This window comes from Streptomyces sp. NPDC049915 (genome assembly GCF_040656475.1).
Classification (GTDB): Bacteria; Actinomycetota; Actinomycetes; order Streptomycetales; family Streptomycetaceae; genus Streptomyces.
Window position 1 is genome coordinate 98,721 of sequence record NZ_JBFAMH010000019.1, and the last position, 14,129, is coordinate 112,849.

Here is a 14,129-nt window from a genome sequence, read left to right on the forward strand (position 1 = left end):
ACTACGTTGAGGTGAAGAGATGCCGTTGACCCCCGAGGACGTGCGGAACAAGCAGTTCACGACCGTCCGCCTCCGAGAAGGCTATGACGAGGACGAGGTCGATGCCTTCCTCGACGAGGTCGAAGCCGAACTGACCCGCCTGCTCCGCGAGAACGAGGACCTGCGCGCCAAGCTGGCCGCCGCCACGCGCGCGGCCGCGCAGAACCAGCAGAACATGCGCAAGCCTCAGGACCAGCAGGACCAGCAGCAGCAGCCGCCGCAGGGCATGCGAGGTCCCGGCCAGCCGGTGCCCGCCGGCATATCGGGCCCGCCGCAGCAGCAGATGGGCGGCCCCATGGGCGGCCCGCCCCAGCTGCCGAGCGGTGCCCCGCAGCTGCCGGCCGGTCCGGGCGGTCAGGGTCCCCAGGGTCCCGGCCAGATGGGTCCCGGTCCGATGGGCCAGGGTCCGATGCAGGGCCAGATGGGCCCCGGCGGCCCGATGGGCGGCCCCATGGGCGGCCCCGGTCCGATGGGCCAGGGTCCCGGTGGAATGGGTCAGGGCCCCGGTGGCGACAGCGCCGCCCGTGTCCTGTCGCTGGCCCAGCAGACCGCCGACCAGGCGATCGCCGAGGCCCGTCAGGAGGCCAACAAGATCGTCGGCGAGGCGCGTTCGCGTGCCGAGGGTCTCGAGCGTGACGCCCGTGCCAAGGCCGACGCCCTGGAGCGGGACGCGCAGGAGAAGCACCGTGTCGCCATGGGCTCCCTGGAGTCCGCGCGCGCCACGCTGGAGCGCAAGGTCGAGGACCTGCGCGGCTTCGAGCGCGAGTACCGCACGCGACTGAAGTCGTACCTGGAGTCGCAGCTGCGTCAGCTGGAGACCCAGGCCGACGACTCGCTGGCCCCGCCGCGCACCCCGGCGACCGCGTCGCTGCCGCCGTCCCCGGCGCCCTCCATGGCTCCGGCCGGCGCGAGCGCCCCGTCGTACGGTGGCAACCAGACGATGGGCGGCAACTCCGGCCCGTCCGGCCCGTCCTACGGCGGCCAGCAGCAGATGTCGCCGGCGATGACCCAGCCGATGGCGCCGGTCCGCCCGCAGGGCCCGTCTCCGATGGGCCAGGCCCCCTCGCCGATGCGCGGTTTCCTGATCGACGAGGACGACAACTGACGGGCCGCTGAGGCGAGTACGACAACGGCGTCGGCAACGTCACTAGGGCGGGCCCCCCGGACTTCGGTCCTGGGGGCCCGCCCTTTTTACGCGGGTTGCGTCCGGGGTACCGGCGCAGGTGACCGCCTCTGAGGGGCGCGGGGCTGTATCGACATGCGGCTCCGCCGCGCGGGCGCACAGTGGTCAGGGCAACGGCACAGACGAAGAAGGGCCCGATCCCCTCACCTGGAGACCGGGCCCTTCTCGATCCGCTCGGCGCTTACGCCTTCCGCAGCCGGAACGTGAGCGACAGCCCCTCGTCGGTGAACGGCTCACCGAAGCTGTCGTCCGCCTCGCCCTGGGCGAAGTCGGTCGACAGGACCTCCTCGGCGATCAGTTCCGCATGCTCGGCCAGTGCGGCGATCACCGCCGGGTCGGTCGAGACCCATCGCAGCGCGATCCGGTCCGCGACATCCAGGCCGCTGTTCTTGCGGGCCTCCTGGATCAGGCGGATCGCGTCACGGGCCAGGCCCGCCTGCCGCAGCTCCTCCGTGATCTCCAGGTCCAGCGCCACCGTGGCGCCGGAGTCGGAGGCCACCGACCAGCCCTCACGCGGCGTCTCCGTGATGATCACCTCGTCCGGAGCCAGCTCGACCGTCTCGCCGTCGACCTCGACCGACGCCCTGCCCTCGCGCAGCGCCAGCGACAGCGCCGCCGCGTCGGCGTTCGCGATCGCCTTCGCCACGTCCTGCACCCGCTTGCCGAACCGCTTGCCCAGCGCCCGGAAGTTCGCCTTCGCCGTGGTGTCGACCAGCGAGCCACCGACTTCGGACAGCGAGGCAAGGGCGGAGACGTTCAGCTCCTCGGTGATCTGCGTGTGCAGTTCCGGGTCGAGCGCGTCGAAGCCCGCCGCAGCGATCAGCGCGCGGGACAGCGGCTGACGCGTCTTCACCCCGGACTCCGCGCGCGTGGCGCGGCCCAGCTCCACCAGCCGGCGGACCAGGACCATCTGCTGCGACAGCCGCGGGTCGATCGCCGACAGGTCCGCCTCGGGCCAGCCGGACAGATGCACGGACTCCTGCGCACCCGGGGTGACCGGGACGATCAGGTCCTGCCACACCCGCTCGGTGATGAACGGGGTGATCGGCGCCATCAGCTTGGTGACCGTCTCCAGCACCTCGTGCAGCGTGCGCAGCGCCGCCTTGTCGCCCTGCCAGAACCGGCGGCGCGAGCGGCGCACGTACCAGTTCGACAGGTCGTCGACGAACGCCGACAGAAGCTTGCCGGCGCGCTGGGTGTCGTACGCCTCCAGCGCCTGGGTGACCTGGTCGGTCAGCGCGTGCAGCTCGCTCAGCAGCCAGCGGTCCAGCAGCGGGCGCTCGGCCGGCGCCGGGTCGGCCTCGCTGGGCGCCCAGCCGGACGTGCGCGCGTACAGGGCCTGGAAGGCGACCGTGTTCCAGTACGTGAGGAGCGTCTTGCGGACGACCTCCTGGATGGTGCCGTGGCCCACGCGGCGCGCCGCCCACGGGGAGCCGCCGGCCGCCATGAACCAGCGGACCGCGTCCGCGCCGTGCTGGTCCATGAGCGGGATCGGCTGCAGGATGTTGCCCAGGTGCTTGGACATCTTGCGGCCGTCCTCGGCGAGGATGTGGCCCAGGCAGACGACGTTCTCGTACGACGACTTGTCGAAGACGAGCGTGCCGACGGCCATCAGCGTGTAGAACCAGCCGCGGGTCTGGTCGATCGCCTCGGAGATGAACTGCGCCGGGTACCGGCTCTCGAACAGGTCCTTGTTCTTGTACGGGTAGCCCCACTGCGCGAACGGCATCGAACCCGAGTCGTACCAGGCGTCGATGACCTCCGGCACGCGCGTGGCCGTCGCGCCGCAGCCCTCGTGCGGGCAGGCGAAGGTCACGTCGTCGATGTACGGGCGGTGCGGGTCCAGCTCGGACTGGTCGGCACCGGACAGCTGGGTCAGCTCCGCGCGGGAGCCGACGCAGGTGAGGTGGTCGTCCTCGCAGCGCCAGATCGGCAGCGGCGTGCCCCAGTAACGGTTGCGGGAGAGCGCCCAGTCGATGTTGTTGTTCAGCCAGTCGCCGAAGCGGCCGTGCTTGACCGTTTCCGGGAACCAGTTGGTCTTCTCGTTCTCCGCGATCAGGCGGTCCTTGATCGCAGTGGTGCGGATGTACCAGGACGGCTGCGCGTAGTACAGCAGCGCGGTGTGGCAGCGCCAGCAGTGCGGGTAGCTGTGCTCGTACGGCAGGTGCTTGAAGAGCAGGCCGCGCTCGCCGAGGTCCTCGGTGAGCTTCTCGTCGGCCTTCTTGAAGAAGATTCCGCCGACCAGCGGGACGTCCTCCTCGAAGGTGCCGTCCGGGCGGACCGGGTTGACCACCGGCAGGCCGTAGGAGCGGCAGACCTTGAGGTCGTCCTCACCGAAGGCGGGGGACTGGTGGACCAGACCCGTGCCGTCCTCGGTGGTCACGTACTCGGCGTTCACCACGAAGTGCGCAGGCTCCGGGAACGCGACGAGTTCGAAGGGACGCTGGTAGGCCCAGCGCTCCATCTCGGCGCCGGTGAAGGTCTGGCCGGTGCTCTCCCAGTCCTCGCCGAGGGCCTTGCCGAGCAGCGGCTCGGCGACGACGAGCTTCTCCTCGCCGTCGGTGGCGACGACGTACGTGACCTCGGGGTGCGCGGCGACGGCCGTGTTGGACACCAGGGTCCACGGGGTCGTCGTCCACACCAGCAGCGCGGCCTCGCCGGCCAGCGGGCCGGAGGTCAGCGGGAAGCGGACGTACACCGACGGATCGACGACCGTCTCGTAGCCCTGGGCCAGCTCGTGGTCGGACAGGCCGGTGCCGCAGCGCGGGCACCAGGGGGCGACGCGGTAGTCCTGGACGAGGAGGCCCTTGTTGAAGATCTCCTTCAGCGACCACCACACGGACTCCACGTACTCGGGGTCCATGGTCCGGTAGGCGTCGTCGAGGTCGACCCAGTAGCCCATGCGCGTCGTCAGCTCGGCGAACGCGTCGGTGTGCCGGGTCACGGACTCGCGGCACTTGTCGTTGAACGCGGCGATGCCGTACGCCTCGATGTCCTGCTTGCCGGAGAAGCCCAGCTCCTTCTCCACCGCCAGCTCCACCGGCAGGCCGTGGCAGTCCCAGCCGGCCTTGCGGCCCACGTGGTAGCCACGCATGGTGCGGAAACGGGGGAAGACGTCCTTGAAGACGCGCGCCTCGATGTGGTGCGCGCCGGGCATGCCGTTGGCGGTGGGCGGGCCCTCGTAGAACACCCATTCGGGGCGGCCCTCGGACTGCTCCAGGCTCTTGGCGAAGATCTTGTGCTCGCGCCAGAAGTCGAGCACGGCGTGCTCGAGCGCGGGCAGGTCGACCTGGGCGGGCACCTGGCGGTACGTCGGCGCTGTCATCTGCGAGCTTCCTCCAACGGACTTTCTGCCTTCCGTCGGAGGGACGAGAGCCTGTCGTGCCTTACGCCGCTGTCGGCGCGCTCCCGCGGTACCACCCTCCTTGGCCCCCCGGCGCGTCGTGTGCACCGATGAGCCCCCTCATTGGGGTCGCGATGCCGGGTCTACTGACCCCTACGGGGTGTTCTTCCGGCGGCTCCGGGGTGATCTTCACGTCGCGCTCGCCCCCGGGCTCACACCGTCCCCGGGTCGCTCTGGGCTGCGTACGCCGCTACTCGTCCCCATCCACGCTTTTCGCTCCGCCCAGTGTACGGCGCCGCTCGGACAGCGGCCGACCGGTTTTCCCGCGGCGGCCCCGTTCCGCGCGGGCGGGACGCAGGGGCGGGGGCCGCGGCCGTGACCCGAATGGGCAGGCGCCGGGTGGCCGGATACCGGTACCTGCCGCTGCGCGGCATACCCGGCGGAGAGCTGGGCACAACGCATGCAGACCTGCCGCGCGGGGGGCGCGGGGTGGGCGAATCGGGCGGCGTGCCCCGTTGCCGCGGGACTCAAGTCGATTTATCGTCCCAGCACGATTCGCGAGCAAGATCACAATATGTGAAGGGGCCGCGGCCATGGTGGCTAAAAAGACCGCCGTACAGCAGTCGGCGTCCCGCGGGCCCACGCAGGCCTCCGGCGGTGCGGCCAAGGACGTGAGCGGGCGGAAGACGGCCGCCGGGACCGCTGCCGCGGGGAAAACGGCTGCGGGGAAAGCCGGCACGGTGAAGAAGACGGCTGCGAAGGAGACCGCCGGCAAGAAGGCCGCCGATCAGAAGACGCCCGCGAAGAAGGCCCCCCTGACGAAGACGTCGGCGCAGGCGAGGTCTGCCGCGCGGTCTGCCGGGGCAGAGAAGACGGCGGCGGAGAAGACGGCGACCAAGAAGGCGACGGCGCGCAAGACGGCGGCGGCACCGAAGGCGGCGGTGGAGAGGACGGCGGCGGTCGACAAGGCGGCGTCGAAGAAGGCGGCCGGGAAGAAGAGCGAGGCGAGGAAGGCCACGGAGGGGAAGGAACCGGCGGGGAAGGCGACAGCGAAGAAGACCACAGCGGTGACCGAGGGTGTCGCGAAGAAGGGGACCGCCAAGACGACCCCGCCCAAGAAGACAGCCGGGGAGACGACCGTCCGCAAGACGACCCGGGCCGGGACGGCCCCGGCCGAGAAGACCGCGGCCAAGAAGACCCGCGTCGGGACGGCCCCGGCCGAAAAGAACGCTGCCGAGAAGACCGCGGCTCACATGGCCGGCGCCGAAGCGGCCGCGGCCGAGAAGACCGCGGTCCCCAAGGCTGCGGCCGACGCGACCGGCACACCCCGCGGCGCGACCGGCGCGACCGGCACGGCCCGGGCGAAGAGCACGGGCAACAGCACGACCCGTAAGAAGAGCACGGCCAAGAAGGTGGGCGCGGCTGCGGCCGCGGAGCAGACGGGAGCCACGACGGTGGTTGCGAAGAAGACTCCTGGCACGGCCACGGCGGCCACGACCGCCGTTCCCAAGGCACGCGTCGCCGCGGCCGAACCGGGCGACCTGGCGGTGCGCCCCGGCGAGGACCCCTGGACCCCTCAGGAGGTCGAGGAGGCCCGCTCGGAGCTGCAGGCCGAGGGGGACCGGCTGCGCGCAGAGCTGGACTCCTCGGAGAAGTCCCTGGCCGGGCTCATGCGGGACTCGGGGGACGGCGCCGGCGACGACCAGGCGGACACCGGCACCAAGAACATCACCCGCGAGCACGAGCTGGCGCTGGCCGCCAACGCGCGCGAGATGCTCACGCAGATCGAGCACGCCATGGAACGGCTCGACGCGGGCACCTACGGCCTGTGCGAGAACTGCGGCAACCCGATCGGCAAGGCCCGCATGCAGGCGTTCCCGCGCGCCACCCTCTGCGTGGAGTGCAAGCAGAAGCAGGAGCGCAGGTACTGATGGGTACTGATGGGTATCGGGGTGCCGGTGGGCGTGCCGTACCCTCGTCCTCAGTCAGGTACCTAGGTTGAGGGACTCACGTGGCAGAGGCGGAGCGCATCATCGGTACGCCGGAGACTCCTGAGGCGCCGGGATCCGAACCGGACCAGTCGTCCGGTTCGGACGGGCGGGCCGGGGCCGACGTGCGGCCCAAGGGCGGGCGGCGGATCGCCGTGCTGTTCGCGGTCGCCGCCTTCGCGTACCTGGTCGACCTGGTCAGCAAGATGCTCGTGGTCGCGAAGCTGGAGCACCACGCCCCGATCGAGATCATCGGTGACTGGCTGAAGCTGGACGCGATCCGCAACGCGGGCGCCGCGTTCGGCTTCGGTGAGGCCTTCACCGTGATCTTCACGGTGATCGCGGCGGCCGTGATCGTCGTCATCGCCCGGCTCGCGCGCAAGCTGTACAGCCTGCCCTGGGCGATCGCGCTGGGCCTGCTGCTCGGCGGTGCGCTCGGCAACCTCACCGACCGGATCTTCCGCACGCCGGGTGTGTTCGAGGGCGCCGTCGTGGACTTCATCGCGCCCAAGCACTTCGCCGTGTTCAACCTCGCCGACTCGGCGATCGTGTGCGGCGGCATCCTGATCGTGCTGCTCTCCTTCAAGGGACTCGACCCGGACGGCACCGTCCACAAGGACTGAGGCGCCGGGACGGGCGTTCGGGGCTGTCGGCCCCGTCCGGCATACTCGACGGGTGAGCACGCTTCCCGAGATCCGTACCCTGCCCGTGCCCGACGGCCTGGAGGGCGAGCGCGTCGACGCCGCCATCTCCCGCATGTTCGGCTTCTCCCGCACCAAGGCGGCCGAGCTGGCCGCGGCCGGGAAGGTCGCGGTCGACGGGGCGGTGGTCGGAAAGTCGGAGCGGGTGCACGGCGGGGCCTGGCTCGAGGTCGAGATGCCGCAGGCGCCCGCGCCGGTGCAGGTCGTCGCCGAGCCGGTCGAGGGCATGGAGATCGTGCACGACGACGACGACGTGGTCGTGATCGTCAAGCCGGTCGGCGTCGCGGCCCATCCCAGCCCCGGCTGGAGCGGCCCCACGGTCATCGGCGGGCTCGCCGCGGCCGGCTACCGGATCTCCACCTCGGGTGCCGCCGAGCGTCAGGGCATCGTGCACCGCCTGGACGTCGGCACGTCCGGCCTGATGGTGGTCGCCAAGTCCGAGTACGCATACACGTCACTCAAGCGCCAGTTCAAGGAGCGCACGGTCGACAAGCGCTACCACACGCTCGTCCAGGGCCACCCGGACCCGACCAGCGGCACCATCGACGCGCCCATCGGCCGCCACCCGAACCACGACTACAAGTGGGCGGTGACGGCAGAGGGCAAGCCGTCCGTCACGCACTACGACCTCATCGAGGCGTTCCGCGCGGCCTCCCTGCTCGACGTGAAGCTGGAGACGGGCCGCACGCACCAGATCCGCGTGCACATGGCCGCCCACCGCCACCCCTGCGTCGGTGACCTCACCTACGGCGCCGACCCCACCCTCGCCAAGCGGCTGCGCCTCACCCGCCAGTGGCTGCACGCCGTACGGCTCGGTTTCGAGCACCCCGGCAGCGGCGAGTGGGTGGAGTTCGCCAGCGACTACCCCGAGGACCTGCAGCGCGCCCTGGACCAGGTCCGGGAGGAGACCTACGCATGAGTGCGGAAGCGTACGAGGTCCGGGTCGCCGAGGACCCGGCCGACCGCGAGGCGTGCTTCGCGGTGCGCAAGGACGTCTTCGTGCGCGAGCAGGGCGTCCCCGAGGACATCGAGTACGACGCCTACGACGCCGGTGCCGTGCACGTCCTCGCGGTCCGCGCGGACGGCGTGCCGCTCGGCACCGGACGCCTGCTGTACGGCGAGGCGGCCGCCGCCAAGAACGGCGGCGACCCGGCGGTCGGCTCCCTCGGCCGGCTCGCCGTGACCCAGGCGGCCCGCGGGCTAGGCGTCGGTGCGGCGCTGGTGCGGGCCATCGAGGAGGCGGCACGCGCGCGTGGCCTGACGGCCGTGGACCTGCACGCGCAGACGCACGCGCTGGGCTTCTACGAGCGCCTCGGCTACGAGGTGTACGGCCCCGAGTTCCCGGACGCCGGCATCCCGCACCGGGCCATGCGCCGCGTGCTGTGAGCGGTGGGCGCGCTCGTCGACCGCCGGGGTACTCCGTGTGCTGAGGGCGACAAAAGCGGCAGGCGTGGCAGGCTGGACGTCTGGGCGCTCTTGATCGTCCAGCTCGCGTAGCCCCGTCGTCTCGTCTCCCGGAGCGCTGACCGTGGATCAGTTGGCCCTGTTGTTCGTGCTGTTGCTCGGGGCCGTGATCAGCGTCCCGGCCGGGGACCGGTGGGGGCTTCCGGCACCGGTGCTGATGACGATCCTCGGTGTGGTCCTCGCCGTACTGGACTTCGTGCCGAATGTCGACATCCCGCCGGATCTGATCCTGCCCACGCTGCTGCCGCCGCTGCTGTACGCGGCCGTGCGGCGGACGTCCTGGCGGCAGTTCGCGGCCAACAGACGGCCCATCTTCCTGCTCGCGGTCGCGCTGGTGTTCGTCACCACGCTGTGCGTGGCCACCGTCGCCCACTCCATCGTGCCGGGGCTGCCGATCGCCGCCGCGGTCGCACTGGGCGCGCTGGTCGCGCCGCCCGACCCGGTCGCGGCGACCGCCGTCGCGGGCCAGCTCGGGCTGCCGCGCCGTCTGGTGTCGATCCTCGAGGGCGAGGGCTTGTTCAACGACGTGACGGCCATCGTGCTCTACCACGTCGCCATCGCCGCCGCGGTCAGCGGCACCTTCTCGCCCTGGCGGGCCGGTCTCGACTTCCTGCTCTCCGCCGTCGTCGCGATCGCCATCGGCCTGGCGCTCGGCTGGAGCGCCAACAAACTGATGGACCTGCTCGGCGACGCCACCCTGCAGATCGGGATGACCCTGCTGGTGCCGTACGCCTCCTACGTGCTCGCCGAGGAGCTGCACGGCTCGGGGGTGCTGGCCGTGCTGATGACGGCCCTCTTCCTCGCGGAGTACGCGACGGACGCCGACGACGTGATGACCCGGCTCGCCGGGCACACCTTCTGGGACATCGTCGACACGCTCGTCACCGGCGTCGCCTTCGGGCTGATCGGCCTAGAGCTGCACAACGCGATCCGCACCGCGTCCGGGCGCTGGGGCGAGATGCTCGGCTGGGCCGGCACCGTGGTCGGTGTGGTGATCCTCGTCCGGCTGGCGTGGCTGCTGCCGGCGACCTGGCTGACCAAGCGGCTGCACGCCAGGCGCGACTACGACGAGGACATCCCGACGAGCTGGCGGGAGACCGTCGTCATGTGGTGGTCCGGGATGCGCGGCGTGGCCTCCGTGGCGCTGGCGCTGGCGGTGCCGCTGAAGACGGACGACGGCGGGCCCTTCCCGGACCGCGACGAGATCGTGTTCATCGCCTTCGGCGTGATCATGGCGACGCTGGTGGTGCAGGGGCTGACGCTGCCGTGGCTGGTCAAGCGGCTCGGCGTGCGGGCCGACACCGAGCGGGAGAAGGACTTCGAGAAGGAGCTCGCCGTCCGCGCGGCCAAGGCGGCCAAGCGACGGCTGCGGGAGATCGAGACGGTGGAGGAGCTGCCGGAGGAGCTGTCCGAGCAGATGCTGCGGCGGGCCTTCGACATCGGCGTGCGGATCAGCCCGGACATCGGCGAGGAGGAGCGGCGCGAGGCGCACGAGCAGCGGGTGCGGCGGCTGAAGCGGGTGCGCAGGATCCAGCAGGAGATGCTGAGCGCGGCGCGGCACGAGGTGCTGGCGGCGCGCAGCGAACCGGGGGCGGATCCGGAGATCGTGGACCGGGTGCTGCGGCACCTGGACGTACGTTCACTTCGCTGACATACCCTCAGCGAGCCCGGTGCCTATGATCGGATCATGACTCGCAACGTCGTGATCAGTGGTGGAGGAACGGGCATCGGACTCGCCGCGGCGCGGGTGTTCGCCGCGGACGGGGACCGGGTGCTGCTGCTCGGGCGCCGGGCCGAGGTGCTCGGCAAGGCCGGGGTGCCAGGGGCGCTGACGTTCGCGGCCGATCTCGGCGAGCCGGCCGAGGTGCGACGGGTGGAGCGGTTCGTCGCCGACGAGTTCGGCACCGTGGACGTGCTGATCCACAGCGCGGGCGGGGCCGGCTATCTGGAGCCCGCCAGCGAGAGCGACGATCCGCTGGAACGGGTCGCCTACGACTGGAACCTCAACTTCCGGCAGAACACGCTCACCGCGGCGCTGCTCACCGAGGCGCTCAAGAACCGGCTCGCCGACCCCGGCGGCCGGCTGCTCTTCCTCAGCTCCATTGCCGCCTACCGCGGTTCCGGCAGCGGGGCGTACGCGGCGGCCAAGGCCGCGCTGCACCCGTACGCCCACGACCTGGCCCGGCAGCTGGGGCCGCGCGGGGTCACCGTGAACGTCGTCGCGCCCGGGTACATCGAGGACACCGAGTTCTTCGGGGGCACGATGACCGAGGAGCGGCGGGCGCTGCGGATCGCGGAGACGTCGAACGGCCGCGCGGGCACGCCCGGCGATGTGGCGGCCACGCTGCACTGGCTGGCCTCTCCCGGCGCCGCGCACATCACCTCGCAGATCATTCAGGTCAATGGGGGCGCGGAGCGCGGCCACTGAGACCTGCGGGTGCCTGCGGCGCAAGGTCGGGTGCCGGGTGCGCGTGCGTTGTGGTTGCTCGCGCAGTTCCCCGCGCCCCCTGGTGCCGCGTCAGCCGCGGCCGCGGCCCGAGGGGGGAGTCGTCTCGTAGGCGCGGTGTGCGGTGCGGGCCGGGGGTATGCCCGGTGGGCGTACGGCGTCCGCCGTGTTGACGCGGGGCAGGGCGTAGGGATGCTGGTCGCAGAGCCAGGCGATCATCTGCTCGCGCACGGTGACCCGCACGGTGAAGATGTCGTCGGCGTCCTTGGCCGTGACCAGGGCCCGTACCTGGAGGGTGTTGGGCGTGGAGTCGGTGACGACCAGGCTGTAGTCGCGGCCGTCCCAGGCCGGGCACTCGCGCAGGATGTCCCGCAGCTTCTGGCGCATCGCCTCGACCGGCGCGGAGTGGTCGAGATGCCAGAAGACGGTGCCGGTCATCTGCGGGGTGCCGCGCGACCAGTTCTCGAACGGCGTGGACGTGAAGTACGACACCGGCATGGTGATCCGGCGCTCGTCCCAGGTCCGCACGGTCAGGAAGGTCAGCGTGATCTCCTCCACCGTGCCCCACTCGCCGTCGACCACGACGGTGTCCCCGATGCGCACCATGTCCCCGAAGGCGATCTGGAAGCCGGCGAACATGTTGCTCAGCGTGGACTGGGCGGCGACACCGGCGACCACGCCGATGATGCCGGCGGAGGCCAGCAGCGAGGCGCCGGCCGCACGCATCTCGGGGAACGTCAGCAGCATCGCGGAGACCGCCACCACACCCACCAGCGCCGACACCACCCGCATGATCAGCGTCACCTGGGTGCGCACCCGGCGGACCCGGGCGGGATCGCGGTGCATACGGGCGCTGGCGTAGCGGGTGTAGGAGGTCTCCACGACCGCGGCGGCGATCCGGATCACCAGCCAGGCGGTGGAGCCGATCAGCACCAGGGTCAGGGTCTGTCCGACGCCGACCCGGTGGTGGGGCAGCACCCCGGCCTGGACGTAGCACCCTCTGAGCAGGGCCGCGCCCAGCACGACCTGGTAGGGGATGCGGCCCCGGCGCAGCAGACCCCACAGCGGGGTGTGCGGGGTGCGGGTGTCGGCCTTCTGCAGCAGCCGGTCCGTGGCCCAGCCGATGGCCAGGGTGAGGACGACTGAGCCGCCGATGACGGTCAGCGGGCGGAGTACGTCTTCCATGCCTGGGCTCCTAACCGGGCCCGGCCGCTCATGAACATGTGAGTTCCGGGGCCGGCTGGGTACGGCACCATGGGGTCATGAACATCATGCTCTTTCACTCGACCTACGGCCTGCGCCCCGCGGTGCGCGAGGCCGCGGACCGGCTGCGGGAAGCCGGGCACGAGGTGTGGACCCCGGACCTCTTCGAAGGACGGACCTTCGACACGGTCGAGGAGGGCATGGCGTACAAGGAGGAGATCGGCAAGGACGAGCTGCTCAAGCGGGCCGTGCTGGCCGCCGCGCCCTACTCGGAGCGGGGCCTGGTCTACGCCGGTTTCTCGCTCGGCGCGTCCATCGCCCAGACCCTCGCCCTCGGCGACGACAAGGCGCGCGGGCTGCTCCTTCTGCACGGCACGTCGGACATCGCGCCGAACGCGCAGGTGGGCGAGTTGCCGGTGCAGCTGCACGTGGCGGAGCCTGACCCGTTCGAGACGGACGACTGGCTGAGCGCCTGGTATCTGCAGATGGGCCGTACCGGTGCGGACGTCGAGGTGTACCGGTACGCCGGGGCCGGCCATCTCTACACCGACCCCGGTCTGCCGGACCACGACGCGGAGGCCGCCGAGGCCACCTGGCGGGTGGCGCTCGGCTTCCTCGACAGCCTCTAGGCCAGGCTCATCCGGAGCCTCTGGATCAGGCTCAGCCGGCCGCGCGGTAGGCCGCCCAGCTCTGCTGCATGCGCGTCACCTGGCCGGCGGTGAACTGGTACATGCACGCGTCGTACGTGTAGTCCATGAAGTTGTGGATCGGGTCGGCGCCCGGCTTGTTGGTGCAGGTGTCCCGGCCCGTCGGGCACTGGTACGCGGCGCTTTTCTCGGCCGGGGTGTCGTCGACGTAGTCGCCGTTGCCGCTGCAGCCGCCCTGGAAGGTGTGGTACAGGCCCATCCAGTGGCCGACCTCGTGGGTCGCGGTGTCGCCCTCGTCGTAGTTGGCGGCGGAGCCGCCCGGCAGCGAGGCGTCCAGGATGACCACGCCGTCCATGGACGGGCTGGACTTGTAGGAGCTGGGGAAGGTGGCCCAGCCGAGCAGCCCGCCGCCGAGGTTGGCGGTGTAGATGTTGAGCGCGTTCGCGCCGCCCTTGCGCAGGGCGGTCTTCATCGCCTTCTCCTCGGCCGAGCCGTCGGTCAGGTTGTACCAGGCGGCGTTGTCCGTGTAGTCGGTGCCGGCCAGGGTGAACTGGAAGCCGGAGGCGTTGTTGCCGGTGCCCTGCCCGGCGTACGCCGCGTTCAGCACGTTCATCTGGGCGCTGATGTCCGTGGCGCTCAGGTTGCCGGCGGCGCCGTCGTGGACGACGTGGAAGTACACCGGGATGGTGGCGGAGGTGGCCGCCAGTGAGCCGCGGCCGCTCGCGCGCAGCTGGTCGAGCTTCTTGTGCAGGTCGGTGTCCATGGCCTTGGCCTTGGCGTCGGTGACCTCGTTGGGCTCGGCGATGTGCTGTCCGGCCGCGGGGCGGGCCTCGCGGGCGGCGGCGTTGCCGCTGTCGGCGCAGGCGGTGGCCGCCGGGGCGGCCGCGGCGACGGTGGTGGGGGCCGACAGCGGGGAGAGCAGCAGGGTTCCGGCCACGGCTGCGGTGCCGAGCAGGCGTCTGCGCGTGGAGGGGGATATCCGGGCGAGCGCACGCATGGGTGTCTCCTGGTGGAGGCGGTGGGGTATGCGACGCAGGGGGGTTTCCTGTGTCGTGGCCCGGAGATTACGTGCCCATGACCAAGCGCGAAGAGCAGTGATCAAGCCACATCGGCTC

11 protein-coding genes are annotated in these 14,129 nt (G+C 71.4%); 8 read left to right on the forward strand and 3 right to left on the reverse strand.

Translation table 11 applies throughout. The annotated features are described in order from the left end of the window. Window positions 1–19: 19 nt before the first annotated feature. Window positions 20–1,144, forward strand: coding sequence for a DivIVA domain-containing protein (locus AB0J12_RS27815; RefSeq protein ID WP_363267187.1), 1,125 nt, complete (start codon window positions 20–22; stop codon window positions 1,142–1,144). Between the two features lie 259 nt (window positions 1,145–1,403). Here the strand turns inward: AB0J12_RS27815 and ileS are convergent, their stop codons facing one another. Further along, the gene (gene ileS / locus AB0J12_RS27820) at window positions 1,404–4,547 is read right to left on the reverse strand and encodes an isoleucine--tRNA ligase (RefSeq protein WP_363267188.1); all 3,144 of its coding nucleotides are present in this window, start codon (window positions 4,545–4,547) and stop codon (window positions 1,404–1,406) included. 611 nt (window positions 4,548–5,158) lie between these two features. Between ileS and AB0J12_RS27825 the strand changes: the two genes are divergently transcribed. The 6 genes from AB0J12_RS27825 (at window position 5,159) to AB0J12_RS27850 (ending at window position 11,146) form a co-directional block, all read left to right on the forward strand. Further along, window positions 5,159–6,496, forward strand: a complete 1,338-nt coding sequence (locus tag AB0J12_RS27825) for a TraR/DksA family transcriptional regulator (protein WP_363267189.1) — start codon at window positions 5,159–5,161, stop codon at window positions 6,494–6,496. Window positions 6,497–6,576: 80 nt separating this feature from the next. Further along, window positions 6,577–7,176, forward strand: coding sequence for a signal peptidase II (lspA, locus tag AB0J12_RS27830; protein ID WP_363267190.1), 600 nt, complete (start codon window positions 6,577–6,579; stop codon window positions 7,174–7,176). 52 nt (window positions 7,177–7,228) lie between these two features. Then, window positions 7,229–8,173, forward strand: coding sequence for an RluA family pseudouridine synthase (locus AB0J12_RS27835; protein WP_363267191.1), 945 nt, complete (start codon window positions 7,229–7,231; stop codon window positions 8,171–8,173). Next, entirely contained in the window at window positions 8,170–8,640 is a 471-nt protein-coding gene (locus tag AB0J12_RS27840) for a GNAT family N-acetyltransferase (RefSeq protein WP_363267192.1), read from the forward strand. Before AB0J12_RS27835 ends, AB0J12_RS27840 begins: the two co-directional genes overlap by 4 nt. Before the next feature lie 142 nt (window positions 8,641–8,782). Beyond that, window positions 8,783–10,369, forward strand: coding sequence for a Na+/H+ antiporter (locus AB0J12_RS27845; RefSeq protein ID WP_363267193.1), 1,587 nt, complete (start codon window positions 8,783–8,785; stop codon window positions 10,367–10,369). A gap of 36 nt (window positions 10,370–10,405) precedes the next feature. After that, complete coding sequence (locus AB0J12_RS27850; RefSeq protein ID WP_363267194.1) at window positions 10,406–11,146, forward strand: SDR family oxidoreductase; 741 nt, start codon at window positions 10,406–10,408, stop codon at window positions 11,144–11,146. A 90-nt stretch (window positions 11,147–11,236) separates the two neighbouring features. On the opposite strand, the gene AB0J12_RS27855 is transcribed toward AB0J12_RS27850, so the two are convergent. Further along, window positions 11,237–12,349 carry a mechanosensitive ion channel domain-containing protein gene (locus AB0J12_RS27855; RefSeq protein ID WP_363267195.1) on the reverse strand — a complete coding sequence of 371 codons (1,113 nt, stop codon included), beginning with the start codon at window positions 12,347–12,349 and terminating at the stop codon, window positions 11,237–11,239. 77 nt (window positions 12,350–12,426) lie between these two features. Between AB0J12_RS27855 and AB0J12_RS27860 the strand changes: the two genes are divergently transcribed. Continuing rightward, complete coding sequence (locus AB0J12_RS27860) at window positions 12,427–12,996, forward strand: dienelactone hydrolase family protein (RefSeq protein ID WP_363267197.1); 570 nt, start codon at window positions 12,427–12,429, stop codon at window positions 12,994–12,996. Between the two features lie 31 nt (window positions 12,997–13,027). Here the strand turns inward: AB0J12_RS27860 and AB0J12_RS27865 are convergent, their stop codons facing one another. Continuing rightward, window positions 13,028–14,011, reverse strand: coding sequence for a zinc metalloprotease (locus AB0J12_RS27865; RefSeq protein WP_363267198.1), 984 nt, complete (start codon window positions 14,009–14,011; stop codon window positions 13,028–13,030). Window positions 14,012–14,129 lie beyond the last annotated feature (118 nt).